The sequence below is a fragment of the Paraburkholderia sp. BR10954 genome (assembly GCF_040965775.1).
Classification (GTDB): Bacteria; Pseudomonadota; Gammaproteobacteria; order Burkholderiales; family Burkholderiaceae; genus Paraburkholderia; species Paraburkholderia youngii.
The window spans coordinates 121337-146565 of record NZ_JBFRCK010000007.1; the positions used below are offsets into that span (position 1 = coordinate 121337).

Annotated in this window: 22 protein-coding genes and 3 tRNA genes; 8 read left to right on the top strand and 17 right to left on the bottom strand. The window is 64.3% G+C overall.

Annotation, left to right across the window (positions count from 1 at the left end; translation table 11 throughout):
• Positions 1–193: 193 nt before the first annotated feature.
• Positions 194–1258: a glycosyltransferase family 4 protein gene (locus AB4Y34_RS13225; RefSeq protein ID WP_176380367.1), complete on the bottom strand. Its 1065-nt coding sequence runs from the start codon at positions 1256–1258 to the stop codon at positions 194–196.
• Between the two features lie 695 nt (positions 1259–1953).
• On the opposite strand from AB4Y34_RS13225, the gene AB4Y34_RS13230 reads away from it, so the two are divergent.
• Positions 1954–3789 carry an ABC transporter ATP-binding protein gene (locus AB4Y34_RS13230; RefSeq protein WP_176380366.1) on the top strand — a complete coding sequence of 612 codons (1836 nt, stop codon included), beginning with the start codon at positions 1954–1956 and terminating at the stop codon, positions 3787–3789.
• An 85-nt stretch (positions 3790–3874) separates the two neighbouring features.
• On the opposite strand, the gene otsA is transcribed toward AB4Y34_RS13230, so the two are convergent.
• The gene (gene otsA, locus AB4Y34_RS13235; RefSeq protein ID WP_368716269.1) at positions 3875–5353 is read right to left on the bottom strand and encodes an alpha,alpha-trehalose-phosphate synthase (UDP-forming); all 1479 of its coding nucleotides are present in this window, start codon (positions 5351–5353) and stop codon (positions 3875–3877) included.
• A 52-nt stretch (positions 5354–5405) separates the two neighbouring features.
• Entirely contained in the window at positions 5406–6155 is a 750-nt protein-coding gene (otsB, locus tag AB4Y34_RS13240) for a trehalose-phosphatase (protein WP_176124153.1), read from the bottom strand.
• 472 nt (positions 6156–6627) lie between these two features.
• Here otsB and AB4Y34_RS13245 point away from each other — a divergent pair, with 472 nt between their 5' ends.
• Genes AB4Y34_RS13245 through AB4Y34_RS13255 form a run of 3 tightly spaced genes read left to right on the top strand, consistent with a single transcriptional unit; the run spans position 6628 to position 8668 of the window.
• Positions 6628–7254 carry an SCO family protein gene (locus AB4Y34_RS13245; RefSeq protein WP_368716270.1) on the top strand — a complete coding sequence of 209 codons (627 nt, stop codon included), beginning with the start codon at positions 6628–6630 and terminating at the stop codon, positions 7252–7254.
• A gap of 28 nt (positions 7255–7282) precedes the next feature.
• Complete coding sequence (locus AB4Y34_RS13250; RefSeq protein ID WP_176380363.1) at positions 7283–7744, top strand: copper chaperone PCu(A)C; 462 nt, start codon at positions 7283–7285, stop codon at positions 7742–7744.
• A gap of 39 nt (positions 7745–7783) precedes the next feature.
• Entirely contained in the window at positions 7784–8668 is an 885-nt protein-coding gene (locus AB4Y34_RS13255) for a cytochrome c oxidase assembly protein (protein WP_368716271.1), read from the top strand.
• A gap of 11 nt (positions 8669–8679) precedes the next feature.
• On the opposite strand, the gene AB4Y34_RS13260 is transcribed toward AB4Y34_RS13255, so the two are convergent.
• The 8 genes from AB4Y34_RS13260 to uvrC all read right to left on the bottom strand — a co-directional run bounded on the left by AB4Y34_RS13260 (position 8680) and on the right by uvrC (position 15192).
• The gene (locus AB4Y34_RS13260; protein ID WP_176105475.1) at positions 8680–9180 is read right to left on the bottom strand and encodes a GNAT family N-acetyltransferase; all 501 of its coding nucleotides are present in this window, start codon (positions 9178–9180) and stop codon (positions 8680–8682) included.
• A gap of 117 nt (positions 9181–9297) precedes the next feature.
• Positions 9298–10278: a sensor domain-containing diguanylate cyclase gene (locus tag AB4Y34_RS13265; RefSeq protein WP_368716272.1), complete on the bottom strand. Its 981-nt coding sequence runs from the start codon at positions 10276–10278 to the stop codon at positions 9298–9300.
• 141 nt (positions 10279–10419) lie between these two features.
• A complete protein-coding gene (locus AB4Y34_RS13270; RefSeq protein WP_368716273.1) occupies positions 10420–11169 on the bottom strand; it encodes a TraB/GumN family protein in 750 nt (249 codons plus the stop codon).
• A gap of 378 nt (positions 11170–11547) precedes the next feature.
• A tRNA-Cys gene (locus AB4Y34_RS13275) sits at positions 11548–11621 on the bottom strand.
• 129 nt (positions 11622–11750) lie between these two features.
• Positions 11751–11826 (bottom strand) — tRNA-Gly (locus tag AB4Y34_RS13280).
• A 63-nt stretch (positions 11827–11889) separates the two neighbouring features.
• Positions 11890–11965: transfer RNA gene (locus AB4Y34_RS13285), tRNA-Gly, on the bottom strand.
• Positions 11966–12164: 199 nt separating this feature from the next.
• Complete coding sequence (gene pgsA / locus AB4Y34_RS13290) at positions 12165–12758, bottom strand: CDP-diacylglycerol--glycerol-3-phosphate 3-phosphatidyltransferase (protein WP_176380360.1); 594 nt, start codon at positions 12756–12758, stop codon at positions 12165–12167.
• Between the two features lie 202 nt (positions 12759–12960).
• Positions 12961–15192, bottom strand: coding sequence for an excinuclease ABC subunit UvrC (uvrC, locus tag AB4Y34_RS13295; RefSeq protein ID WP_368716274.1), 2232 nt, complete (start codon positions 15190–15192; stop codon positions 12961–12963).
• Between the two features lie 265 nt (positions 15193–15457).
• On the opposite strand from uvrC, the gene earP reads away from it, so the two are divergent.
• The 4 genes from earP (at position 15458) to AB4Y34_RS13315 (ending at position 19647) form a co-directional block, all read left to right on the top strand.
• Positions 15458–16651: an elongation factor P maturation arginine rhamnosyltransferase EarP gene (gene earP, locus AB4Y34_RS13300; RefSeq protein WP_368716275.1), complete on the top strand. Its 1194-nt coding sequence runs from the start codon at positions 15458–15460 to the stop codon at positions 16649–16651.
• A 386-nt stretch (positions 16652–17037) separates the two neighbouring features.
• On the top strand, positions 17038–17595 hold the full coding sequence (gene efp / locus AB4Y34_RS13305) for an elongation factor P (RefSeq protein WP_176105469.1): 558 nt from the start codon (positions 17038–17040) through the stop codon (positions 17593–17595).
• Positions 17596–17868: 273 nt separating this feature from the next.
• On the top strand, positions 17869–18075 hold the full coding sequence (locus AB4Y34_RS13310; RefSeq protein ID WP_176105468.1) for a CsbD family protein: 207 nt from the start codon (positions 17869–17871) through the stop codon (positions 18073–18075).
• Between the two features lie 189 nt (positions 18076–18264).
• The gene (locus tag AB4Y34_RS13315) at positions 18265–19647 is read left to right on the top strand and encodes a sigma-54-dependent transcriptional regulator (RefSeq protein ID WP_368716276.1); all 1383 of its coding nucleotides are present in this window, start codon (positions 18265–18267) and stop codon (positions 19645–19647) included.
• Positions 19648–19728: 81 nt separating this feature from the next.
• Here the strand turns inward: AB4Y34_RS13315 and nagZ are convergent, their stop codons facing one another.
• The 6 genes from nagZ to rnc form a co-directional block, all read right to left on the bottom strand.
• Entirely contained in the window at positions 19729–20757 is a 1029-nt protein-coding gene (gene nagZ, locus AB4Y34_RS13320; protein ID WP_368716277.1) for a beta-N-acetylhexosaminidase, read from the bottom strand.
• A 67-nt stretch (positions 20758–20824) separates the two neighbouring features.
• Positions 20825–21292, bottom strand: a complete 468-nt coding sequence (gene acpS, locus AB4Y34_RS13325) for a holo-ACP synthase (protein WP_176124164.1) — start codon at positions 21290–21292, stop codon at positions 20825–20827.
• A gap of 24 nt (positions 21293–21316) precedes the next feature.
• Positions 21317–22081 carry a pyridoxine 5'-phosphate synthase gene (pdxJ, locus tag AB4Y34_RS13330; protein ID WP_176380355.1) on the bottom strand — a complete coding sequence of 255 codons (765 nt, stop codon included), beginning with the start codon at positions 22079–22081 and terminating at the stop codon, positions 21317–21319.
• Positions 22078–22992: a DNA repair protein RecO gene (gene recO, locus AB4Y34_RS13335; protein WP_368716278.1), complete on the bottom strand. Its 915-nt coding sequence runs from the start codon at positions 22990–22992 to the stop codon at positions 22078–22080. Before recO ends, pdxJ begins: the two co-directional genes overlap by 4 nt.
• A complete protein-coding gene (gene era / locus AB4Y34_RS13340; protein ID WP_176380353.1) occupies positions 22979–23878 on the bottom strand; it encodes a GTPase Era in 900 nt (299 codons plus the stop codon). The genes recO and era overlap by 14 nt, the downstream gene beginning before the upstream one ends.
• 54 nt (positions 23879–23932) lie before the next feature.
• Complete coding sequence (gene rnc / locus AB4Y34_RS13345) at positions 23933–25216, bottom strand: ribonuclease III (protein ID WP_368716279.1); 1284 nt, start codon at positions 25214–25216, stop codon at positions 23933–23935.
• Positions 25217–25229 lie beyond the last annotated feature (13 nt).

Here is a 25229-nt window from a genome sequence, read left to right on the forward strand (position 1 = left end):
TTACCGAGCCTGGCTCGTTCGCGCCGCGCGGAAACCGGTATTTTCATCGGTACACTGACGAAAAACGCGGCGCGCATGCAACAACGCCCCGCCGGCAACATGCCGGCGGGGCGTTCAGAGCAGCGAAGGAAGCGTGATTCCTGCTGCCGGCGTCTCATCTACCGCGAAACAACCGCGGCGAATCAACCGCCAATCAGCCCGCGTTGACTTCGCGCAGCACCTTGCGATGCTTGCTGCGCAGCAGGTCTTCGTAGACGGCGACGTAGTTCTTCGCCATCACCTTCGACGTGAACCGTGCTTCGAACGCCTTGCGCACGCCAGCGCGGGGCAGCGTGTGCAGACGCTTGAGCGCAGCGACCGCGCTGATTTCGTCTTCGACGACGAAACCCGACACGCCGTTTTCGATCACTTCCGGCACCGAACCGCGATTGAACGCGATCACCGGCGTACCGCAAGCCATCGCCTCGATCATCACCAGGCCGAACGGCTCCGGCCAGTCGATCGGGAACACCAGCGCATGCGCGTTGCCGAGGAACTCACGCTTTTCGGCTTCGCCGATTTCGCCGATGTACTCGACATGCGGGAGCGCCATCAACGGCTTGATCACTTCTTCGTAATAAGCACGGTCGGCCTTGTCGATCTTGGCGGCGACCTTGAGCTTCATGCCTGCCTGCCCGGCGATGCGGATCGCGCGGTCGAGACCCTTCTCCGGCGAAACGCGGCCGAGGAATGCGAGGTAGCCTGGTTCGACGTCGGGGATCGGCGTGAGCACGTTTTCCGGCAGACCGTGGTAGACGGTTTGCAGCCAGTTCGCCTGTTGCAGCGGGATGCGCTGGTTGTCGGAAATCGACACGACCGGCACGTCCTTGAACGTATTGAAGATGGGCTGCAGTTCCGGCAGATCGAGACGGCCGTGCATCGTGGTCAGGAACGGCACCGGCTGACGCGCGAACAGCGAGAACGGGTAGTAGTCGATGTGGAAGTGCAGCACGTCGAATTCGTCCGCGCGGCGGCGCACTTCTTCGAGCAGCAGCATATGCGGCGCCATCACGTCGCGGATCGTCGGGTCGAGGCGCAGCGCCTGCGGCCAGAATGCTTCGAGCTTCGCCGAGGTTTGCGAATCACCGCTTGCAAACAGCGTGACGTCGTGGCCCTGCTCGACCAGCGCCTCGGTCAGATTGGACACCACGCGTTCCGTACCACCGTACAGCTTGGGAGGAACCGCCTCGTGCAGCGGAGCGATTTGAGCGATTCGCATATTGACGAACTCCTAGTAAAAAATCAGGCAAAGGTACTGCATTTGGAAAAAGCGACTCGCTTGCTCGCCAGGGCAGTCTGGCCGGAGATACCGGCGCGGGCCTGATTCTTTTGAGAAATCCTGCGATGGATCGCTTGGGTCAAGAGCCCAGACAAGTGGATCAGCGTCTGCGCATGTGCGAGTAAACGCGCATCGGGCACCTACGTTGACAAACTGTCAGAAAATTTGCCGGGCTAACGAGCACGCATTATCGATGCCCAAATTGCCGCCGCACCGCAACATTTCAAAGTCTTTACGTTGTTACAAACGCGAAACACTTTGCAAACCCTTGTTTTCAAAGACAGTTCTAGAGTATCCACGAGGTTCAGCGAGGCACGACGTACCAAGCGGTGAACTCTCGCGCATCAAGCGTTGCCGGTAGGAATTGCAAAATTGCCACGGCCCGATTGAATGCAAACTGTAATTATATCTCGAAATATTCCGCAATCTGCCTGAGGGGCCCGTCGGCTGGCGTGTCGAGACGACGCAGATCGCGGAGGTCTATCGCGAAATCAATCGCGTCAAAGCCCGGATACACAGGGCGCAATCGTCTTTGCATGTTTACAATGCGAAGCATCGGCTTCACGGAGAGCCATGCTTGTCCGTGTGGTCCGCGCATTGCATGCACAACCCGCAACACATCGATCTCAGCTCAATTGGAACACTTGACCATCGCCCAGCGAAACGCCCAGAACGCAAAGCTCGCGAGCTATGCGCACCGGCCGCTTGCGTTTCTCTTCCGCTTTATCCGCCGCCATCCGGTCGCGCACGCGATCGTGCTGTGCAGCGTGTTTGCGGCCGTGGGCTGTGCACTCGCTTCGCAATACGCGATCAAACATCTGATCGACGTGCTCGGCGGTGGCCGCCATCATCCGGGGCCGCTGTGGGGCGCGTTCGCGATCCTCGTCGGCCTGATCGCCGCCGATAACCTGTTATGGCGGCTCGGCGGCTGGTTTGCCGCGCACACGTTCGTCGCCGTGACGGGCGATTTGCGGCGCGACCTGTTCCAGTACCTGAGCGGCCATTCGCCGACCTATTACGCCGAAAAGCAGCCCGGCATGCTGGCAAGCCGGATCACCGCGACCTCGAACGCCGTCTACACCGCCGAAAACACCACCGCGTGGAACGTGCTGCCGCCGTGTATCGCCGTGCTCGGCGCGATCGTGATGATCATCTCGGTGAACCCGCTGATGGCCGCCGGCCTGATGCTGTGCTCGGCGATTCTGGCGGTCGTGCTGTACAAGCTCGCGGGCCGCGGCTCCGCGCGTCACCATAATTTTGCGACCAAGGCGGCATCGGTCGACGGCGAGCTCGTCGACGTGATCAGCAACATGGGCCTCGTCCGCGCGTTTGGCATGACGTTCCGCGAACAGCAACGTTTTGCGTCAACGGTCAAGTCGGAAATGGACGCGCGCCAGCAAAGCCTGCTGTACCTGGAAAAGCTGCGTCTGCTGCACGCCGTGATCACCGCGCTGCTGTCGGCCGGCCTGCTCGGCTGGGCGCTGTGGCTGTGGGACCAGGGGCGCGCGACTTCGGGCGACATCGTGCTCGTCAGCTCGCTCGGTTTCACGATCCTGCACGGCACGCGCGATCTCGCGGTCGCGCTCGTCGACGTCACCCAGCACGTCGCGCGACTCGCGGAGGCGGTGCGCACGCTGCTCGAACCGCACGGCATGCCCGATCGCGACGACTCGACCGAACTCGTGCCCCAGGGCGGCCGCGTCACGTTCGACGGCGTCACGTTCGCCTATCCGCGCCGCCGGCCGATCCTCGATCACTTCGACCTCACTATCGAGCCGGGCCAGCGCGTCGGCCTGATCGGCAAGTCGGGCGCCGGCAAATCGACGGTGCTCGCGCTGTTGCAGCGCTTTTATGACACCCAGGGCGGCGCTATCAAGATCGACGGCCAGGACATCGCGTCGATCACGCAGGACAGCCTGCGTCACGCGATCGCGCTGGTGCCCCAGGACATTTCCCTGTTCCATCGCACGGTGTACGAGAACATCGCGTACGGCCGCCCGGAAGCGAGCCGCGAGGAAGTGCTCGCCGCGGCGCGCGAGGCGCGTTGCGCGGACTTTATCGAAGCGATGCCCGAAGGCTACGACACGATCGTCGGCGACCGCGGCGTGAAGCTGTCGGGCGGCCAGCGCCAGCGCATCGCGATTGCGCGCGCGATTCTGAAAAACGCGCCGATCCTGCTGCTCGACGAAGCCACGTCAGCGCTCGACAGCGCGTCCGAGGAAGCGATCCAGAAGGCGCTCGACCGCCTGATGGTCGGTCGTACCGTGATCGCGATCGCACACCGTCTATCGACGCTGAACAACTTCGACCGGATCATCGTGATGAGCGCCGGAAAGGTCATCGACGACGGCTCGCCGGAAGAACTGCGTCAGCGTCCGGGCCTCTATCGCGACCTGCTCGCCAAGCAGTATGGCAAGGGCCAGACGCTGCACATCGGCGGCAAGAAAGTCGACGAACAGCACGTGGCCTGACGCCACGCAGGGTCCAGGCGCTGCGCGCCGCATGCGAAAAGCCGCTCCAGGGAGCGGCTTTTTGCTGTCTGGCTTCGCGGCTAGCTTAGCCGGCCACGCGCTCGCGCGCCGCCCTCTTCCGCCCGGCGTGACCCGCACCCGTGGCCGCGCTCGCCTTCCCGCTCCTAGCGCGCTTCGCGCCATCGACGCTCTGCAGATCGCGCATGAAGTTATCGCGCCACACCGACACGTTGTTCTCGCGCAGCTGCGCCATCATGTCGCAATAGCGCGCCTGGCGCTCGGCGAGCGGCATGTCGAGCGCCTGCGCCAGCGCCTCCGCCATGCCGTCGATATCGACCGGATTGACGATCAGCGCGCCGTCGAGCTCCTGCGCCGCGCCCGCGAAGCGCGACAGCACCAGCACGCCGGGATTCTCCGGATCCTGCGCCGACACGTATTCCTTCGCGACGAGGTTCATGCCGTCTCGCAAAGGCGTCACATAGCCGACGTGCGCGGTGCGGAACAGCGCCGCCAGCACCGAGCGCTCGTATTGCTTGTGGATGTACAGGATCGGCGTCCAGTCCAGCTCGGCGAAACGTCCGTTGATCCGTCCCGACTCGCCTTCGAGCTGCAGCCGGATGTCCTGATACGCGTGCAAGTCGGCGCGCGTCGGCGGCGCGATCTGCAGGAACGACACCTTGTTGCGCTGCGCGGCCGTATGCTCGAGCAGGCGCTCGAACGCGCGGAATCGCTCGACCAGCCCCTTCGAATAATCGAGCCGGTCGACGCTCATGATCAGCTTGCGCGAATGCAGCGTCGCCTTCATCGTGCGCACCGGCTTGCCGCGCTCGCCCGCTTTCGCGAGCTCGGCGATCTCGTCCGGATAGACGCCGATCGGATAGGCCGACGCGCGCAGCGTGCGGCCGAACGCATGCACGGTGAGCGGACCTTTCGGCGACGCGTCGATCGAGCCGCCCGCCTCGTTAATGACGTAGTCGCAGAACGCCCGCAGATCGGGGCCGGTCTGGAAGCCGAGCAGGTCGAACGAACACAGCGCCTCGACGAGCTCGCGATGCGGCGGCACCGTCAGCAGCACCTGCGCGGCCGGAAACGGAATGTGCAGGAAAAAGCCGATGCGGTTCTTCACGCCTGCCGAGCGCAGCGCCTGCGCGAACGGGATCAGGTGATAGTCGTGCACCCAGATCACGTCGTCTTCGCGCAAGAGCGGCACGAGTTGCTGCGCGAGCCACGCGTTGACGCGGCAGTAGCCGTCGAAGTCGTGCCGGTCGTAGTGCAGCAGGTCGGAACGATAGTGGAACGCGGGCCACAGCGTCGCGTTCGAGAAACCGCGGTAGTACTGGTCGTAGTCGCGGCGCATCAACGGGACGGTCGCGAAGGTCACCGGGCCGCGCTCCTCGAGCTTGATCTGCGGCAGACCGGAGCTGAGCACGTCGCCGCTCCAGCCGAACCACATGCCGCCGGTCTCTTTCAGCGCGTCGTACACGCCGACCGCCAGACCGCCCGCCGCCGGGCCGCCCTCCGAAATGGGCGCCACCCGGTTCGAAACAATGATCAGTCGGCTCATGAAGCGCGATTCCCGATGCAGTATGTTGTTTTTGTTGAACGTCGCGCCGGCGTCATGCGCCGCGCGCCGCCGCGACAATCGTTTCGAGCCAGTCAAGCAGTGACGACACCGACTCGACGCGCGTGCGCGCCATCGTTTCGCCCGCGCCAACCTTGATCGACAGACCGCCACGTTCGTTGACGACCGCGAAGCCCTTCTCGTCGGTCAGATCGTCGCCGGCGAACACGGGCGTGCGGCCGGTGAACGGTAGCTCCTCCAGGAACGCGCGCGTCGCGCGGCCTTTGTCGACGTCCTTCGGCTTGATCTCGTAGACCATCTTGCCGGGCTGCAGCACGTACGACGCGGGGTAATCGGCGACGAGCCGCTCGGTTGCCTCGCGCGCGACCGGCTCGCGGTCCGGCGCATTGCGGTAGTGCAGCGCGAGCGCCGCGCCCTTGATCTCGAGCAGCATGCCCGGATGCTCGTTGACGACTTGCGCGAGCACCTGCTCCATGCGCAACAGGCGCTGGTCGTGAAAGCCGATGCGCTGCGTGTCGCCGTTCGCATCGCGCCGCTCGGCGCCGTGCAGACCAGCGACCGGCAGATCGGGCATGCCGAGAAAACTGTCGATGCTGTCGATGCCGCGCCCGGACACCACCGCGACCGCGCCATTCGTCAGGCTGCGCAGTTCGCGCAGCAGGTCGATCACGCGCGGCTGCACGAGCACGCCGTCCGGCGTGGGGGCGAGTTCGACGAGCGTGCCATCGAAGTCGAAGAAAAATGCCGTCTCGCTCGGAGACAGAACAGCCGGAAGTGCTTGCATTGCCTGGGTTCGCCTTTCAGCCATCTGGGGCCGGAAAAGTGTGCGCATCTTACCGCGCATCGGTCAATTTTTCGAGAAAGTAAGCCGGCCTCAAGCCCGGCGGGCCGTTTGCCCGCCCGCTCGCGGTGATTGCATTCAAAAGCGCAACCATCGGGCTTCGCCCGACTTTCAGCCTGCTGCGTCATATTGACTCGCCAATCGTACGCCCGGCGCGCCGCGCGACGCTGGCGCCAATTTTGCGCTACAGTCGCTGCCACACGGACCGTCGGCGTAATGCGCATCGTTGCACCTGCCGCTCAATTGCGTGCCGCGCGCGAATCTTGCACGGCACGATCGGGCGACGGTGCGCCTCCCCGCTCCATCGATTCGTGTGGCCTGCTCCCCAATCGAGTCATTGAACCCTGCTTTGTTCCCGATCTTTCCACCTCAGCGCCCGCAGCCAAAGCTGTCCCGCTCACGATCCAAGCGGCCCATGCACCGGTTGACGCACGGGGGGGCGCGCCGGTTTGCGGCGGCAGCGGCGCTGGGCACGCTGGTCGCGCTCGCCACACTGACCGGTTGCACGCAGCGCGCCGAGCCGTGGCGGTTGACCAACGTGACCGGGCACCTGCCGGATCTGGACTTTACGTTGACCGACGACACCGGCCGGCCCGTCAGCGCCGCTTCGTTCAAGGGCCGCACCTCACTGGTCTACTTCGGCTACACGCATTGCCCGGACGTCTGCCCCGAAACGATGGGCCGTCTGATGCAGGTTCTGGGCAAGCTCGGCCCCGAGGCGCAGAAAGTGCGCATCCTGTTCATCACCGTCGATCCCGCGCGCGACACGCCGCAGGCCTTGCACGACTATGTCGGCGCGTTCGACGCGCAGCACGCCGAAGGGCTGACCGGCACCGACTGGCAAATCGAGTCGCTGGCGCAGCGCTATCGTGTTGCGTATCAGATGGAAAAGCGCGACCCGAACGGCAATTACGAGGTCACGCACAGCTCCGCCGTCTATGTGTTCGACAGTCAGGGCCGCGCGCGCCTGCTCGCCACCGATCACGACACACCCGACGCGATTGCGCAGGACCTGCGCCGCATCATCGATGACCAATCCTGATTCTTCTTTGATCCCACTACATTCCACCATGACGATCAAGCTCAAACCATTCGCTTCCCTCGCCTGCACGCTCGCGCTGTCTTTCGGCGTCGCGTCCACCGCGCACGCGGCTGATGCTCACGCGATCAGCATCAAGGACGCGTGGGTCCGCTGGCTCCCGAACAACCTGCCCGCGGCCGGCTATGCGACGCTCGTCAACGCGAGCGACAAGCCGATCGACCTCGTTGACGTATCGAGCGACGACTACGGCGACGCGATGCTGCATCAAACCGTATCGAACGGTTCGACCCAGAAGATGGTGATGGTCGACAAGCTGACGGTGCCCGCGCATGGCCAGGTCGCGATCACGCCGGGCGGCTATCACCTGATGCTTGAGGACGCGAAGCACAAGATCGCGCCGGGCGACACCGTGCATCTGACGCTGAAGTTTTCCGATGGCGAAACGTTGAGCGCGCCGTTCGCGGTCAAAGGGCCGGGCGAGACCAAGTAAGCGGCAACACGGGCCGCCGCGACCGCACACGCCATCGCCATGAACCTGCTCTACTGGCTCGATCCCTGGGAATTTTCGCCGACCGTCGTGATCGCGTTGCTGATTGCCGCGATCCTGTTCGTGCGCGGCGCGCGCAAGGCGCGGCTGTCGTTCGCGCGGCGTCTGTCTTTCTGGTTCGGGCTGGTCGCGCTGTATGTCGTGCTGCATACACGGCTCGATTATTTCTTTGAGCATGAGTTCTTCATGCATCGATTGCAGCATCTGGTGCTGCATCATCTCGGGCCGTTCTTCATTGCGCTGTCGTATCCAGGCGCGGCGTTGCGCGCGGGCATTCCATTGCGCTGGCGACAGCGCTTCGTGCGGCCCGCGCTGCAAACTCCGCTCGTGCGCGGGGCGCTCGACGTGGTCATGCACCCGGTCGTGGCGGTCACGCTGTTCGTCGGGCTGATCTATTTCTGGCTGCTGTCGCCGATCCATTTCATCGCGATGCTCGACTGGCGGATCTATCGCGTGATGAACTGGAGCATGGCGATCGACGGCCTGCTGTTCTGGTGGCTCGTGCTCGATCCGCGTCCGGCGCCGCCCGCGCGTCTGTCGCCGGGCAAGCGCGTGCTCGTCGTCATTGCGGCGATTCCGCCGCAGATCATCCTCGGCGCGTTCATCTTCTTTACGCCGCACGAGCTGTATCCGATCTATTCGATCTGCGGCCGCGCGTTCACATGGCTGAGCCCGATCCGCGATCAGCAGATCGGCGGGCTCCTGCTATGGATTCCGGGTTCGATGATGAGCGTGGTCGGCGCGCTGATCGCGCTGCGTCACTGGATGCGGCTGTCGGCGCGCGGACGCCTGCGCGCCGAGCGGCGTGCGAAAGCGGCGCACGGGCTCGCGCATGCCGCGTCGACGACCGCGAACGGGCCTCGCTGACCCGCTCGCGTTCAGGGCGAGCGCATCCACACATGCGGGATGCCGTCTTCGTCGTGAATCTCCGAGACCGGCTCGAAGCCGAACGCACCGTAAAAGCCTTGCAGATGCGCCTGCGCGTGCAGACGGATCGGCGTATCGGGCCACTGCGCACGAATATGCGCGAGCGAGCGTTCGAGCATCGTATTGCCGAGACCGATGCCGCGAAACGACGCGGTGGTCAACACCCGGCCGATGCGTACGTCGGCATCCGTCGCATCGGGCAACAACACGCGCAAATAGCCGGCCAACGGCGGCAGCGCCGCGTCGCCGCCGGTGCCATACGCGAGCAGATGCCAGGCTTCGACATCGAGCCCATCGATATCGCCATACACGCAGTTCTGTTCGACGACGAACACCGCGCTGCGGGCGGCCAGCATCTCATAGACTTCGACGCTCGTGAGGTCCGCGAACGGCTTCCAGCGCCATTCGAGTTGGGCGAGCCGCGCGGCGGCGGTGTGCTGCAAATCAGTCATCGGTAGCTTTCAGGTCAATGCGCGACAGCGCGGGCAACGATCCGCAATTATGCCGCGCGTGCCTGTGTTGGGCCATCGCGCGAGTCGGCTGGAGATTGGCCGCGGGTCGGGCGCCCGTCAGTGCCGTTGTGCCGAGCGCGCCTTCGACGCCTGCTTGTGGCTATACATCGCCGCATCGGCCGCGGCGAGCAGTTCGGCGACCGTGCCGTGGCGCGTCGGCTCGTACGTCACCTGGCCGACGCTGAAGTGGATCTGATAGCCGCGCAGCAACTCGGCATTGCGCTGGTCGAGCAGGTGCTCGAGACGCTGCGTCACTTCATGCGTCTCCGCGTTGCTGGCGCCGGTCAGCAGCGCGACGAACTCGTCGCCGCCGAGCCGCCCGATCAGGTCGCTTTCGCGCAGCGCAGCGCGTAGCACCTCGGCGAAGGCTTGCAGCGCGCGGTCGCCCTCGGCGTGTCCGAGCGTGTCGTTGATCTGCTTGAAGTCGTTCAGATCGAAGAACAGCAGCGACGCCGGCTTATCCATGCGCCGACAAACGTTCAGCGCGTGTTGTGCGAGCACTTCGAAACCGCGTCGGTTCGACAGCAGCGTGAGGTCGTCGAGCGTGGCCAGCTGGATCGCGGCGAGTTCCTGTTCGGCCATGCGCGCGAGGTCGCGCAGCAACGCGCGATCTTCGTCATCGAGCATGCGCGGCTTCGTGTCGAGCAGGCACAGCGTGCCGACCTTGCCGCCGTTCGCAACCTGCAGCGGGCAGCCTGCGTAGAAGCGGATGTGCGGTTCGTCGGTGACGAACGGATTGTCGTTGAAGCGCGGATCGGCGAGCGTGTCGGGCACCATGAAAATATCGTCGCCGAGAATGGCGTGCGCGCAAAACGACACGTCGCGCGAGGTCTCGCTCTCCTCCAGGCCGATGCACGATTTGAACCACTGCCGGTTCGCATCGACGAGACTGACGACGGCGATCGGCACACCGAATAGCCGCCGCGCGAGGCGGGTCAGGCGATCAAAGCGCTCTTCCGGCGCCGTGTCGAGAATATGCAGTGCGTGCAATCCGTCGAGACGGGCGCTTTCATTGCTGGGGATCGGAGGAACGAGCATGGAGTGAGGTCGGCGGGTGTCGGATGTTCTGAGGGGTAAGGATTAGTGTATAGCGGCATTCCGGCGCGTGGAATTGAGGAAACGGCCAGTCGTCCGGGCGGTCGACACGGCCGTGTGCAGTCGCGAAATCCGCGCACGCGCTCAGAACACTGCTTGCAGGGGTCGCGCGAGACAGTCGAGCAGATTGTCGGGACCGCACAGATGCAGCGCGCCGACGACCACCAGCGTGCGCTCGCGCACGTCCAGCAATTCGTTCAGCCGCGCGGCCCATGCGCGATTGCGCACGTCGAGGATCGCCTGACGGATGCCGGGCAGATTGAACATCGGTGATTCGACGGCGATTTGCTGTATCGCTTGCAGATCGCCGTCCAGCCACGCCGCGTGCATCCGTTCGAGCGTGCGCTGCGGCTCGCCACGATCGGCCATCAGCATGTCGAGCGCGGGGGCAATCGCTTCGAGCGGAATCGATTCGAGCGTGACAGCGACGTCCTGTGCGGACTCGAGATAGCGATACGGCTTCGCCTGTGCGAGCGCCGAGCGCAACATGCGCGGCTCGACACCCTCGACAACCTGCTGCAGCAGCGTCGGCGCGACGATCAGCGCGGCCCACGGGCGCAGTGTTTCAAGCGGCGCGAGCAGATCATCGGTTGGCCATAGCGCCTGCAGTTGCGTCCAGGCTTCATCGCGCATCAAGGGCCGCAGTTGTGCGGCAGCGGGGTGTGCGTCGGCTTTGAGAAACGGCAGGATCGTCGCTGGATCGGACTCGAATACGAGCGCGTCAGCCCAGTCATTGGCCTCGGCGATCCATGGCGGCGTTCGACGGCTCGTCACGGGAAACAGATGCATCGAGCCGAGCAAGCGGACCTGCGTGCCGGTGAGCTGGAAATACATGCGGCTTCAATGAGAGCGGGCGATGACGGTGCCGTGATTCTATCGTCCGTTCCGGATGCGGCGCGCCGACGTGCTTTGTCCTTCTCCGCGAGCCGGACACGCCATTAATCAGAATGCGCTGCTCATGTGTGAGCCGGAGTCAAACGCGGTAATAGCGATACACCGAAAAATGCGGTGGTGTTACGTCCAGAACAACGCTGCCCTGCCGTCGATCAAATCCGCGCTCCATTTCTGATTGATTCGAAGCAACGTTTACAGCGCGCGATGGGATCGACCGGTCCGCTCACATCGCTGATGACGGTCGACAAAATCTGGCGAAAGAGGAATAGAAAAAACAAAAGCCCCGACAAGTCGGGGCTTTTGTTTTACATCAAAGACTGGAGGCGCGAGCCGGAGTCGAACCGGCCTAAACGGCTTTGCAGGCCGCTGCATAACCGCTTTGCTATCGCGCCGCAAGCGGACTGGAACCTAGACACCGGTTCGCAGATTTATCTGGTGGTCACCAGAAGAACCGAAGCTCTGGAAAGTTCAGAACGACCGGCCTTCCAAACAAAAAGGGAAGCGTTGCTTCCCCTGATGTATGGAGCGGGAGACGAGGCTCGAACTCGCGACCTCAACCTTGGCAAGGTTGCGCTCTACCAACTGAGCTACTCCCGCATTGAACTGCTTCACACCGCGCTGCGTTTTTTACTTCGCCAAACAACGCGATGCTTCGAAAACTGGAGCGGGAAACGAGGCTCGAACTCGCGACCTCAACCTTGGCAAGGTTGCGCTCTACCAACTGAGCTATTCCCGCGTCGTACTGCATTTACTGCTACTGCTTTAAATGCGTCTCCGGTGTTTCGCGTTGCGTGCATCGGAGAAACGAGATTATGGAGAAACGACTGAAACGTGTCAACCCCTTTTGGCCCATCTGTTTTAAAGAAATGTTTCGCTCGTAGTAGCGAAGCGTTCGAACACACTTTTGCGTCCGCGCGCTCCTTTTGTTCACGCCATCACGCGACACCACCGCGCTCGCGAATCTGCGGCCACGCGAGCTTCATGTAGTAAAGCATCGACCAGATCGTCAGGAACGCGGCCAGATAGATCAGCCACAGGCCCCACACCCGTGTGTCGACCGTCACGCCGCCGCCGAGTGGCAGCGGACCATAGAACAGCAGCATCGGAATCGCGACCATCTGGCAAGCGGTCTTGAACTTGCCGAGCGAGTTCACAGCAACGCTCTTCGATGCGCCGATCTGCGCCATCCATTCGCGCAGCGCCGAGATCGCAATTTCGCGTCCGACGATCACGAGCGCGATCGCCGAATCGATCCGCGCGAGCTGCACGAGCACGAGCAGCGCCGCAGTGACCATCAGCTTATCCGCGACCGGATCGAGAAACGCGCCGAAGGCCGAGGTCTGATTCCATTTGCGGGCCAGAAAGCCGTCGAACCAGTCGGTGAGCGCCGCCAGGATGAAGATCGTCGCGGCCGCGAGATTGCGGTGCACTGGACTCATCATCATGTCAGGTAAATAGTACACACCGACGACGAGCGGAATCAGCACGATCCGCAGCCAGGTCAGGAATATCGGGAAATTAAACGGCATGGGGGCAGGCGCAGCGTCTGACAAGTGAGTTGCAATTGTGCCGTGTCACAAGGCCTGCCACAAGCAAGCGGCCCGGGCATGGCCGCGCGGAAGCGGCAAGCGGGCTGCGCCTGGCACGGGTGCGGACCCGGCGCTTGCGCAGCGCGATGCGTCAGCTCCAGCGAGCCATCGTGCCGATAACAGCGCGGCGCGGCTCGTCGATTCAATGCAGTTGCCGGTAGATCTGCTCGGCGAGCGCCTGCGAAATACCTTCAACGCTCGCGAGATCCTCGACGCTCGCCGCCACCACACCGCGCAAGCCGCCAAACCGGGCGAGCAGGCGTTGACGCCGCTTGGCCCCCACGCCCTCGAGTTCTTCGAGCCGCGAGGTCTGGCGTGTCTTGCCGCGTTTGGCGCGCATGCCGGTGATCGCGAAGCGGTGCGCTTCGTCGCGGATCTGCGCGACCAGCATCAGCGCGGCGCTTTCCTTGCCGAGTTCGAGCGGCGCACGGCCGTCGGCGAAAATCAGCGTCTCGAGACCGACCTTGCGCCCCTCGCCCTTCGCGACACCGACCAGCATGCCGGTATCGAGCCCCAACTCGGTGAACACCTGCCGCGCGATCTCCACCTGCCCCTTGCCGCCGTCGATCAGCACGATGGTCGGCAGCACGCCGCCGGCCGCGGCCGGCTCGGCGGCATCGGCGGCGAGCGACGGATCGGCGGCCGCGTCGCTTTGCGATTCGGCGGCTTCGTCGCTCGCGTTCGCGGCGGCTTGCGCGACCATCTTCTCGTAGCGGCGCGTGAGCACCTGGCGCATCGCCGCGTAATCGTCGCCGGGCGTGATGCCGGTGATGTTGTAGCGGCGATACTCGGACGACTGCATCTTATGGTGGTGATAGACGACGCACGACGCCTGCGTCGCCTCGCCCATCGTGTGGCTGATGTCGAAGCATTCGATGCGCAGATGCGCGAGGTCGTCGCACTCCATGCCGAGCGTGTCGGTCAGCGCGCGCGTGCGCGCCTGCTGCGAGCCCTGCTCGGAGAGCAGCCGCGCGAGCGCGAGCCGCGCGTTCTGCTCGGCCATCGCGAGCCACGCGCGCCGCTGTCCCTGCGGTTGACGCAGCACGCTCACCTTGTGGCCCGCCTGCTCGATCAGCACGTCGACGAGTTCGCGCGCCGGCGCGTGGCTGACCACCAGCACCGGCGGCACGCGATTGCCGAGGTAATGCTGCGCGATGAACGCTTCGAGCACTTCGGATTCGACGCCGCCGGGCGCGCGGCCTTTGCGCCCCTTCGCCGCCGGGCCGGATTCTGGGTTCCCGTCGGCGCCTTCGTCCGTGCCTTCGTCGCTGATGGCGTCCGCGGTCGCTTCGGTAGCCTCGTCGAGCGCTTCTTCGTCACTACCATCGGTGTCGTCGTCTTCCGATGGCATGTCCTGCGCGATCGCGAGCGCATCGGCCGTGGCCCTCGCCGCTGCGGCCGACGGCGCGACCGCTTGCCCACCCGCCGAAGCATCGTCCTGATCGCCATCTTCTTCGAGCCCGCCTTCTTCCGCCGTCAACGCGCTCTCCACGTGCGCGGGAAAGTACGCCTTGTCGCCGAGATGCCGCCCGCCGCGCACCATCGCGAGATTCACGCACACGCGGCCGCCCAGCGCGACCACGGCGAGAATGTCGACGTCGCTATCGCTGCCGACTTCTATCGCCTGTTGATGCAGCACCGTCGACAGCGAGCTCATCTGGTTGCGCACCGCCGCGGCCTGTTCGAACTTCAGCTCGCTCGCGAACGCGTGCATCTTCTGCTCGAGCTCTTTCATCACCTCGCCCTGGCGGCCGAGCAGAAAGCGCGACGCGTTGGCGACGTCGCGCGCGTAGTCCTCTTCGCTGATATTCGCAACGCACGGCGCCGTGCAGCGGCCGATCTGATGCAGCAGACACGGCCGCGTCCGGTTGTTGAACACCGAGTCCTCGCAGGTGCGCAACTGGAACACGCGCTGCAGGATCTGGATGCTCTCGCGCACCGCCCACGCGCTCGGGAACGGACCGAAGTACTGGTTCTTGCGATCGACCGAGCCGCGGTAATAGGCCATGCGCGGAAACTTGTGGCCGGTCAGCTTCAGATACGGATACGACTTGTCGTCGCGAAACAGGATGTTGTACCGCGGGGTGAGAGCCTTGATCAGGTTGTTTTCGAGCAGCAGCGCCTCGGCCTCGGAACGCGTAACCGTCGTCTCGATGCGCGCGATGCGCGTGACCATCATCGCGATACGCGGCGACAGCTGCGTCTTCGTGAAATAGCTCGATACGCGCTTCTTCAGATCGCGCGCCTTGCCGACGTAGAGCACCACGCCGCTCATGTCGTAATAGCGGTAAACGCCGGGCAGATGCGGCAGTTGGCCGAGCACTTTTTTCGGCTCGAAGGTGTCGGGGGCGTGGGTTGCTTCGGGTTCGGTCATGCGGGATCGATTGGGGGTGGGTCTGTCTCGCGCTGTCTCGCCGCTTGCACCGATTGCACCGATTGCACCGATTGCGCCGACTGCGCCGGCGGGTGCCCGGCACCATGCACCGCGGGTCGTGTCGCGCGTCGCGCCATGCGGCCCGCGTGGCGGACAAACGGCGCGCGCGATCGCGAGCGAGGCTTTAGAATCGCCAGTTTAGAACATTCCGCGTTCGTTCGAACCCGCTCCGCGTCGCCGGAGTCACCGAGCCAGCCGAGCCGCCATGTCCTCCGTCGCACCCGCTTCCGGATCACCCGCCGCCCCTGCCAACCCGATCGCCTGCGATATCTTCTGCGCGGTCATCGACAATTTCGGCGACATCGGCGTGTGCTGGCGCCTCGCGCGCCAACTCGCGCACGAGCATGGCTGGCAGGTGCGCGTGTTCGTCGACGATCTGCATGCGTTCAAGAAGCTGTGCCCGTCGCTCGTGCTCGAGCGTGCGCGGCAAACGCTCGACGGCATTGTCATCGAGCATTGGCACGAGCCGTCCCATGCGGGCGACACGCTCGAAGTCGCCGACGTCGTGATCGAGGCGTTCGGCTGCGAACTGCCTCCCGTCTATATCACGGCGATGGCCGAGCGTGCGCGCGCGCCGCTGTGGTTCAACCTCGAATATCTGAGCGCCGAGGACTGGATCGCCGATTTTCATTTGCGGCCGTCGCCGCATCCGCGCTACGCGCTCAGCAAGATCTTCTTTTTTCCCGGCCTCGGCCCCGGCACCGGTGGCGTCTTGAAGGAGCGCGATCTCGACGCGGCGCGCGCCGCGTTCGAAGGCTCGCCGGCCGCGCGCACCGCCTGGTGGCGCAACGTCACGGGCCTCGCGCCGCCGCCCCCCGACGCGACCGTCGTTTCGCTGTTCGCATACGAAAACCCGGCCGTCGACAGTCTGCTCGAACAATGGCACGACAGCGCAAGCCCGATCGTGCTGCTGGTGCCCGAAGGTCGCATTTCCGGCGCGCTCGCGCGTTTTTTCGGCCTACCGTCGTTTGCGGCGGGCACCCATGCGACGCGCGGCAACCTCAGCGCGCACGCACTCGCCTTCACCGAACAGCCGGGCTACGACGCACTGCTATGGGCGAGCGACATCAATTTCGTCCGCGGCGAGGACTCGTTCGTGCGCGCGCAGTGGGCCGCCAAGCCGTTCGTCTGGCACATCTATCCGCAGGCCGACGACGCCCATCTGCCAAAGCTCGACGCCGCGCTCGCGCACTACACGCGCACGCTGTCCAGGGACGCCCGCGCCGCGCTCGGGCGTTTCTGGCACGCGTGGAACGGCGCGGGTCAGCCGGACTGGGCGGAATTCCAGCGCCACTACCCGGCGCTTAAGCGGCGCGCCGCCGCCTGGGCGGTCGAACTCGCGCAAGTCGGCGATCTCGCCGGAAATCTGACCTCGTTCGCAAAAACTCAGTTAAAATAAGCGGTTATCCAACGGCCGACGACGCAAGCGCGGCCCGATTCGAGCAACAACCCCATGGTCAGCCCGTCTGACCGGTCCCCTCGAAAAACACAGCACGTGTCCCAATCTCCTGGTCGGGCACGCGAATGTCAAAAAAGGGACGTATGTTTGGGCGTGTTGCAGATCGGCGCCACTCGTGTACACGCCCGAACAGGGTAAAAACTCAGGTAACGGACAGGTGGAACCGCCGGGGCATCACGCCGCGATTTTCGCCGTGAGCCGGTCCCGTTTCACGCATCCGGGCTGCGGTCGCTGCGCGCGGCAGGCGGTGGGCGAAACGCCAAAGCCGCTTGGCACCTATGCCGTTGAGCAACAGTTAAGCTATCTATCTCGTACAGGACAGTTTTATGAAGACCGCACAGGAACTCCGCACCGGCAACGTCGTGATGATCGGCGCAGACGCAATGGTCGTGCAAAAGGCCGAATACAACAAATCGGGCCGTAACTCCGCCGTCGTAAAAATGAAGTTCAAGAACCTGCTGACCGGCGCAGGCATGGAAACCGTGTACAAGGCGGACGACAAGTTCGACGTCGTCGTGCTCGAGCGCAAGGAAGTGACCTACTCGTACTTCGCCGACCCGATGTACGTGTTCATGGACGCCGACTACAACCAGTACGAGGTCGAAGCCGAAATGATGGGCGACGCGATGAACTACCTCGAAGACGGCATGGCTTGCGAAGTCGTGTTCTACAACGAGAAGGCCATCTCAGTCGAACTGCCGACCACGCTGGTTCGCGAAATCATCTACACGGAACCGGCAGTCAAGGGCGACACGTCGTCGGGCAAGGTCCTGAAGAACGCCAAGCTGAACACCGGCTTCGAGCTGCAAGTGCCGCTCTTCTGCAACATCGGCGACAAGATCGAAATCGACACCCGTACGCACGAGTACCGCAGCCGCGCCTAAACGGCGGCCTGCGTCACCCCGCCAGCGCCGGCGCCCTGCCGGCCTGCACCCAGAGCGCTCAATTTTTGGGCGCTTTTTCTTTTCCGTCGCGCCGTGTATGGTTTAGGAAAACTTTACCGGCAAATTTCTCAAAATTGCCATCGCGACATTCTGAATTCGCGTCGCGCGCGCGGCAGGCCCTTGATCCATTTCATCCAAGCTTTTTGGCACGATCCCTGCTAGGTGGAGAGAGTTACGCGAGTACCGCTCAATTTCTTCCTTGGGAGAGCCACCATGAACAACGACATTGCTGAAGGTAAATGGAAACAGATGGTCGGCAAGGCGAAGGCCGCATGGGGCGAACTGACCGACGACGAGTTGACCAAGGCCGAAGGCCGGGCCGACAAGCTCGCCGGTCTGATTCAGGAACGCTATGGCAAAACCCGTGAACAGGCGGAACTCGAAGTGCGCCGGTTTTTCGATAGCAACCGGGATTTCTGACAGGAGCAGTGAAGGAACTACAGGCGCCGGCCCGCGCCGCTCAAGACGCAGTGCCGGCGGCTGTCGTTTTTTCACCGTACAAGGACCGTTCGTTTAGCCCTGTCATCGAGCCCCCAGGAGCCCGCGGTGCGCGCCATCAGCGTTGGCGGCGCGCCGGGCATTCAACCCATTCATAAAATTGCGCTCGCCATGCCACACGCCCTGATTGTTGAAGACGATCCCAATAGCCTGTCCGGGCTGTCGGCAATCCTCGCCGCCGACGGCTTTTCAGTCGACACCGCGACTACGCTCGCCGAGGCGCGCGGCGCATTGACGCGCTTCATTCCGGACGTCGTGCTCGTCGACCTGAATCTGCCGGATGGCAGCGGACTCGATCTGTTGCAGCATCTGCCCGCGCATCCGCCAGGCGGCGCGCTTCCGGTGATCGTGATGACCGGCAATGCGACCGTCGAGAGTGCGATCGAGGGCTTGCGGCACGGTATCTGGGACTATCTGCTGAAGCCGGTCAACATCCCGCGTCTGCGCAGCCTGCTCGCGCGCATTCCGCGGCCTTATGAACTGACCGAGGAGGTCCAGGCGCTGCGCGCATCGCTGCGTCAACTGGGACGCTTCGGTTCGATGCTCGGCCGCAGCAGCACGATTCAGCACGTGTACGACACGATCGAGCGGCTTGCACCGACCGAAGCGGCGGTGCTGATCTCCGGCGAAGCCGGCACCGGCAAGGAGATCGCCGCGCACACGCTGCACGACATGAGCCGCCGTCGCAAAGGCCCATTCGTCACCTTCGATTGCCGCGGCGCGGCCGCCGGCGGCCTCAATCGCTCGCTCGACAGCGTGCTGTTCGGCCACGAACGCGGCGCATTCGGCGGCGCCGAGCAGCGCGAGCCAGGCCTCTTCGAACAGGCGAGCGGCGGCACGCTGTTCATCAACGAAATCACCGAGCTGCCGCGCGCGCAGCAGGAAGCGCTGTTGCGCGCGCTCGATTCGCAGACCTTTATGCGCGTGGGCGGTAGCAACCAGATCGTGACCGACTTCCGACTGATCGCGTCGACGCGCAAACCGCCGCGCGCGGCGGTCGCGGACGGCTCGCTGCATCAGGACCTCGCGCTGCGTCTCGAAGCCGCCGCGGTCAACCTGCCGCCGCTGCGCGAGCGCGGCGAAGATCCGGTGCTGATCGCGCAGGCAGTCGTCGACGAACTGAATGTGGAAGCGACCGCGCGCGGCACGCCCGAGGTCGCGAAGCAGGCCGGGCCGAACTTCCTGCGCGAATGCCTTGCGTACGACTGGCCGGGCAACGTGCGCGAGCTGCAGGAACGCGTGCGGCGCGCCTATCAGGCATCCGGCGACGTGATCGAATCGTTGCGCGCCGACGAAGCCGGCACGGCCAACGGCCGCGAGCTGAACGGCAGCCGCGTTCAGGTGACGGTCGGCACGCCGCTCGCGGATGTCGAAGAAATGCTGATTCGAGCGACGCTCGATGCGGTCGGCGGCACGCGGCATCGCGCAGCGTCGTTGCTGGGAATCAGCCCGAAGACGCTCTACAACAAGCTGCAGCGCATGCGCTTGAACTGAGCGAATGCTCGACGGCGGTTCGAGCCAGTCGGAGCTGATAAAAAAATGGCGCCTTGAATGGCTTCAAGGCGCCATTGCCATTTATGCAAACGTACTGCGAACCAGCTTCTGCGCTTCGGCGTACCGTGGCTCGGCCATCAGCTTGCTCCACGTGAGCGCCTTGCCGCGCGGCCGCATGCGCTTCAGCCGCCGCAGCGATTCTTTCGACGGCGTGGCACGCAGTGCGTCGAGCACCTTCTCCGCTTCGTCCGGCTGGTTGCAGATCAGCACCATGTCGCAGCCGGCCTTCAGCGCGGCTTGCGCGCCTTCGGTCAGCGTGCCGCCCTGGCGCGCGGCTTCCATCGATAGATCGTCGCTGAAGATCGCGCCTTCGAAGCCGAGCTTGCCGCGCAGGATGTCCTGCAACCAGATGCGCGAGAAGCCGGCCGGTTTCGCATCGACCGCCGGATAGACGACGTGCGCGGGCAGCACCGCGCCAAGCGACAGACCGAGCCAGTCGTACGGCGCGACGTCGTTGCCGAGGATCTCGTCGAGCGGGCGTTCGTCGACGGGCATCGCGACGTGCGAATCGGCCTGCGCGAATCCGTGCCCCGGAAAATGCTTGCCGCAGTTGCTCATGCCGGCGAGCGCGAGACCGTGATTGAGGCTCTTCGCGAGCAGCGCGACCACGCGCGGATCGCGATGGAACGCGCGATCGCCGATCACCTGCGAGTGCCCATAGTCGAGGTCGAGCACTGGCGTGAAGCTCATGTCGACACCGCATGCGCGCAATTCCGCGGCGAGGACGTAGCCGACCGCGGTCGTCACCTTCGTCGCGTGCAGCACGTCCTCGTCCCACAACGCGCCGAGCTTGCCCATCGACGGCAGCACCGTGAAGCCGTCGGTACGAAAGCGCTGCACGCGGCCGCCTTCGTGATCGACCGCGATCAGCAGATCCGGGCGAATCGCGCGGATCGCATCGGTCAGCGCGACCAGTTGCGTGCGGCTCTCATAATGGCGCGCGAACAGGATCACGCCGCCGGTCATCGGGTGCGCGAGACGCCTTTTGTCATCGCGGTTCAGCGTTTTGCCGACCACGTCGAGCATCACCGGTCCGGGTGTGGTTTTCATCGAATTCCGCTGGAAAAGAGTCTGACGCAAAGACAAACGCGACTGTCAGCGGCCGCGTTCAACGTTTTTATTCGGTGGCGGAGTGTGCGGACGAAGCCCGCGACGCCGGCGCGGCAAACGAACCTTCCGTCTCGTCGGGCCGCTGCGTCTCGGCGATCACGAACGACACCGCGTAATCACGCTCGTCGCTGATCGTCACGCGCGCCGTGATGCCGCGCGCGTCGAGCCAGTCGGCCAGCTCGCCGGAGGCGACCACCATCGGCTCGCCGCTCGGCCGGTTCAGCGTCTGCAACGCGCGCCAGCTCATCGGCCAGTGCATGCCGAGGCCGATTGCCTTCGAGAACGCCTCTTTCGCCGAAAAACGTGTCGCGAGAAACGCGAGACCGCGCGCCGCCGAACGGGCCTGACGCGCGTGGTAGACGCGAAGTTCGTCGGGACCGAGCACCTTCTCAGCGAAACGGCCATTGGTGCGAGTCATCACCGCTGCGACACGGCTGACCTGAACGATGTCGGTGCCGATTCCGTAGATTGCCATGCGTGCGTCCGTCGCGAGGTTGGATTACGCGCGCGCGCCGAGACGCGCGGCGACCATGATCGCCTTCATCTCGCGCACCGCGTTATCCCAGCCCGCGAAGATCGCGTGCGCGACGATCGCATGGCCGATGTTGAGTTCGACGATGCCGTCGATAGCCGCGATCTGCTGCACGTTCGTGTAGTGCAGGCCGTGGCCCGCGTTCACCTTGAGGCCGAGCGTCGTGCCGAATTCGACCGCGCGCACGATGCGCTCGTATTCGCGCTGCTGTTCGGCGGGAACGTGCGCTTCCGCGTAACGCCCGGTGTGCAGCTCGATCACCGGTGCGCCGGCTTCGTGCGCGGCGCGAATCTGCGTTTCGTCGGGATCGATGAACAGCGACACGCGCGAGTTGGCATCCGCCAGTTGCTTGCATGCGGCGCGCACCGCCTCGAATTGGCCGGCGACGTCGAGACCGCCTTCGGTCGTCAGCTCCGCGCGCTTTTCCGGCACGAGGCACACGTCGTGCGGCTGCACTTCGCACGCGATGTCGAGCATTTCGGCCGTGACCGCGCATTCGAGATTCATACGCGTTTTCAGCAGCGGACGCAGCTTGTGCACGTCGGCGTCGACGATATGCCGGCGATCTTCGCGCAGGTGCAGCGTGATCGCATCGGCGCCGGCTTCTTCGGCCATCAGCGCGGCGCGGATCGGATCGGGATAGGACGTGCCACGCGCGTTGCGCAGCGTGGCAACGTGGTCGATATTCACGCCGAGGTCGATCACGGTCGGCGAAGTCAGGAAGAAGCTCATAAGTTCTGCAGGTCGATCAGGATCTGGCGGGTAGCAAGCGGCGCGCCGCCGAGATAGGTGTTGAGCAGGAAGCGCATCAGCGTTTTGCTCTGCGCGACGGTCTGCGCTCGATGGTAATCGTCCTTTTCCATATCGAGCAAGGTTTGTCCCGATACCACCGGCCACTGCGCGGGCCATTCGTCCGATGCCTCGCGCACGCCGCGCTCGGGATCGAACACGTAGCGGCCGTCGGCGAGCACGGCCTTGCGCGCGACCGTGCGGTCGAGCGCCATCGCGTAGCCGGTCTCGCGCAGCAGCACGCGCTCGAACGAGCGCAGCACCTGCACGGGCGGCTCATCGTGCGCAAGACGCGTCAGCGTGACGACGTAGTGATGGAACAACTGCGGATGCGGGTCTTCGCGCGCACAGAAGCGCACCAGCAGTTCGTTGACATAGAAACCGCACAGCAGCGCATCGCCGGTCAGCGGCAGCATGCCGCCGACCCACTCGGCGCCGGTCAGCGTGCGCATTTCAGATTTGCCCGACCATGCGAGCGACAAAGGCTGGAACGTTTGCAGCACGCCGCGCAACGCGGAGTGCGGGCGCTTTGCGCCCTTCGCGACGAGCGCGAGACGACCGTGATCGCGCGACAGCACGTCGATGATCAGGCTGGTCTCGCGATACGGGTAGCTATGCAGCACGAACGCGGGCTGCTCGGTGATCCGGTATTCGGATGTGGAGGTGCGCGGCGCGCGACGCGCTTGCGCTTTGCGCGGCTCGCCATCGTCGGCGGGCGCGCTATTCGCGCTTTTCGCGCCTTTTGCCTGAGCCGACGACTTCCTCGCGCTACGCGCGGGCCGCGACGGCTCGTGCTCCGGTTGGTGCGGAGCTTCGTCTGAATTGAGCGTCATCCACGCGTCATTCGTACCCATACGCACGAAGCCCGGCTTCGTTGTCGGCCCAGCCGCTCTTCACCTTGACGAAGGTCTCGAGATACACCGGCCCGTCGAACAGCTTCGCCATGTCGAGGCGCGCCTCGGTGCTGATCTGCTTCAGCTTCGCGCCCTTCTGGCCGATGATCATCGCCTTGTGCATGTCGCGATCGACGAGAATCGTCGCGAAGATACGGCGCAGTCGCCCTTCGGTTTCGAACTTGTCGATCAGCACGGTGCTGGTGTACGGCAGTTCGTCGCCGGTCCAGCGGAAGACTTTCTCGCGCAGGATTTCGGCCGCAAGGAAGCGCTCGCTGCGATCGGTCAGGTCGTCCTCGCCGTAGATCGGCTCGCCTTCCGGCAGGAACGGCTTGATGGTCGCCATCAGACGCTTGATGTCGTCGGTATTTTTCGCCGACAGCGGCACGATCTCGTTGAACTCGCGCAGCGTGCTCATCTGCTGCATGAACGGGAACAGCGAGTCTTTATCCGACACGCGATCGAGCTTGTTCGCGATCAGCAACGTCGGCACCTTCGCAGGGATCAGGTCGAGTACCTTCTGGTCGTCGGGGCCGAAGCGGCCTGCTTCGATGACGAACAGGATCGCATCGACCGAGGTCAGCGTCGACGTGACGGCGCGATTCAGCGAGCGGTTCAGCGCGCCGCTGTGCCTGGTCTGGAAACCGGGCGTGTCGACGAAGATGTACTGGGCGTCTTCGAGCGTGTTGATACCGGTGATGCGATGGCGCGTGGTCTGCGCCTTGCGCGACGTGATGCTGACTTTCTGGCCGACCAGCGCGTTCATCAGCGTGGACTTGCCGACGTTCGGGCGGCCGACGATCGCGACCATGCCGCAGCGAAAACCAGTGGGAGTGGGAGCGTTCATATTCGGACTACGGCAGGTTCAGGTCGGCGCGCGCGACGCGCACGCCGATGGCAATCAATGGCCCGCATCGGCGACGCGCGTTTGCACCGCGCCGGCGACGCCGGGTTCGTGTTCGGCAGGTGCCGCCGGGGCCGCCGAGACAACCGACGCGGGCGCGGCGGAAACGCTCGATGAGGTAGTGCCCGGCGCGGCTTCGCGGTTACGCTGACGCTCTGCGCTGCGCGCGTGTGACGGCGCGTCGGCTTTGACGTCGGGGGTTTTGTCCGCTGAGTGTTTTTCGGCCGGCTTGTCGACAGGTTTCTCGCCTGAGTGCACCGAAACCTTGTCGGCTCTCTCCGCCTTTTCGGACTTCTCGGCGCGCTCCGGCTTGTCATGTCCGCTGTACTCCACATGCGCGGCACGGATGACGGCCAACGGCGCACCGGCGGCGCCCGGCGCTGCACGCTCGGCTGCAGGCCTTTCAACCGCTGACTTTTCCACGGCAGACTTGTCGGCGTGGGCTTCAACCGCAGCAGGCGCCCGCCCTTCGCCGCGCGCGCTCTTGCGATCCGGTGTGCGTAAATCCAGTGCGGCCTGCACGCCGGTCACACCCGGCACGATGTCCTGCTCGGCGTTTTTCGCGGCGCGCGCGCTTTTCGAACGTTTCGGCTTCGCAACTACGGCAGGCGCCGCGGCCATTACTTCGTCGAGCGCTTTCTTTGCGGCCGCCTGCTCCGCCGCGCGACGGCTCGCGCCCGAGCCGGACACCTTGACGTCGAGCTTTGGCACCGTGCATTCGACTTCGAATTGCTGATTGTGCGCCGCACCATGGGTGGCGACGACCGTATAGGTAGGCAACGCAATCTTGTGGCCCTGCAGATACTCCTGCAGCAGCGTCTTAGCGTCCTTGCCGAGCGTACGCGGGTCGATATGGTCGAGGATTGGCACGTAGAGGCGTTTGATGACCGTCTGCGCAGCGTCGAAGCCGCCGTCGAGAAATATCGCACCGAGCACCGCCTCGAGCGTATCCGCGAGGATGGACGGCCGGCGGAAGCCGCCGCTGCGCAGTTCACCCTCGCCGAGGCGCAGGCCCTCGGAGATATTGAGTGCCTGAGCAATCTCGTAAAGGGACTGCTGTTTGACCAGATTGGCACGCACGCGCGACAGATCGCCTTCGTCGAGTTTGCCGAAACGTTGGAACAAAAGCGCAGCCACCGCGCAATTCAGAACGGAGTCGCCGAGAAATTCGAGCCGTTCGTTGTGCGTGGAACTGTGACTGCGGTGTGTTAAAGCCTGGCGCAGCAATTCCGCATTGCGAAATTCATAGCGCAAACGGCTTTCCAACGGAGATAGAGGCATGGGCAGAGTATAA

What these genes read in the sequence shown, in the direction of transcription:
- AB4Y34_RS13225 (WP_176380367.1), bottom strand. Translation starts at nt 1,258, where the DNA reads ATGCGAATCGCTCAAATCGCTCCGCTGCACGAGGCGGTTCCTCCCAAG.
- otsA (WP_368716269.1), bottom strand. Translation starts at nt 5,353, where the DNA reads ATGAGCCGACTGATCATTGTTTCGAACCGGGTGGCGCCCATTTCGGAG.
- otsB (WP_176124153.1), bottom strand. Translation starts at nt 6,155, where the DNA reads ATGCAAGCACTTCCGGCTGTTCTGTCTCCGAGCGAGACGGCATTTTTC.
- AB4Y34_RS13245 (WP_368716270.1), top strand. Translation starts at nt 6,628, where the DNA reads ATGCACCGGTTGACGCACGGGGGGGCGCGCCGGTTTGCGGCGGCAGCG.
- AB4Y34_RS13250 (WP_176380363.1), top strand. Translation starts at nt 7,283, where the DNA reads ATGACGATCAAGCTCAAACCATTCGCTTCCCTCGCCTGCACGCTCGCG.
- AB4Y34_RS13255 (WP_368716271.1), top strand. Translation starts at nt 7,784, where the DNA reads ATGAACCTGCTCTACTGGCTCGATCCCTGGGAATTTTCGCCGACCGTC.
- AB4Y34_RS13260 (WP_176105475.1), bottom strand. Translation starts at nt 9,180, where the DNA reads ATGACTGATTTGCAGCACACCGCCGCCGCGCGGCTCGCCCAACTCGAA.
- AB4Y34_RS13265 (WP_368716272.1), bottom strand. Translation starts at nt 10,278, where the DNA reads ATGCTCGTTCCTCCGATCCCCAGCAATGAAAGCGCCCGTCTCGACGGA.
- AB4Y34_RS13270 (WP_368716273.1), bottom strand. Translation starts at nt 11,169, where the DNA reads ATGTATTTCCAGCTCACCGGCACGCAGGTCCGCTTGCTCGGCTCGATG.
- pgsA (WP_176380360.1), bottom strand. Translation starts at nt 12,758, where the DNA reads ATGCCGTTTAATTTCCCGATATTCCTGACCTGGCTGCGGATCGTGCTG.
- uvrC (WP_368716274.1), bottom strand. Translation starts at nt 15,192, where the DNA reads ATGACCGAACCCGAAGCAACCCACGCCCCCGACACCTTCGAGCCGAAA.
- earP (WP_368716275.1), top strand. Translation starts at nt 15,458, where the DNA reads ATGTCCTCCGTCGCACCCGCTTCCGGATCACCCGCCGCCCCTGCCAAC.
- efp (WP_176105469.1), top strand. Translation starts at nt 17,038, where the DNA reads ATGAAGACCGCACAGGAACTCCGCACCGGCAACGTCGTGATGATCGGC.
- AB4Y34_RS13310 (WP_176105468.1), top strand. Translation starts at nt 17,869, where the DNA reads ATGAACAACGACATTGCTGAAGGTAAATGGAAACAGATGGTCGGCAAG.
- AB4Y34_RS13315 (WP_368716276.1), top strand. Translation starts at nt 18,265, where the DNA reads ATGCCACACGCCCTGATTGTTGAAGACGATCCCAATAGCCTGTCCGGG.
- nagZ (WP_368716277.1), bottom strand. Translation starts at nt 20,757, where the DNA reads ATGAAAACCACACCCGGACCGGTGATGCTCGACGTGGTCGGCAAAACG.
- acpS (WP_176124164.1), bottom strand. Translation starts at nt 21,292, where the DNA reads ATGGCAATCTACGGAATCGGCACCGACATCGTTCAGGTCAGCCGTGTC.
- pdxJ (WP_176380355.1), bottom strand. Translation starts at nt 22,081, where the DNA reads ATGAGCTTCTTCCTGACTTCGCCGACCGTGATCGACCTCGGCGTGAAT.
- recO (WP_368716278.1), bottom strand. Translation starts at nt 22,992, where the DNA reads ATGGGTACGAATGACGCGTGGATGACGCTCAATTCAGACGAAGCTCCG.
- era (WP_176380353.1), bottom strand. Translation starts at nt 23,878, where the DNA reads ATGAACGCTCCCACTCCCACTGGTTTTCGCTGCGGCATGGTCGCGATC.
- rnc (WP_368716279.1), bottom strand. Translation starts at nt 25,216, where the DNA reads ATGCCTCTATCTCCGTTGGAAAGCCGTTTGCGCTATGAATTTCGCAAT.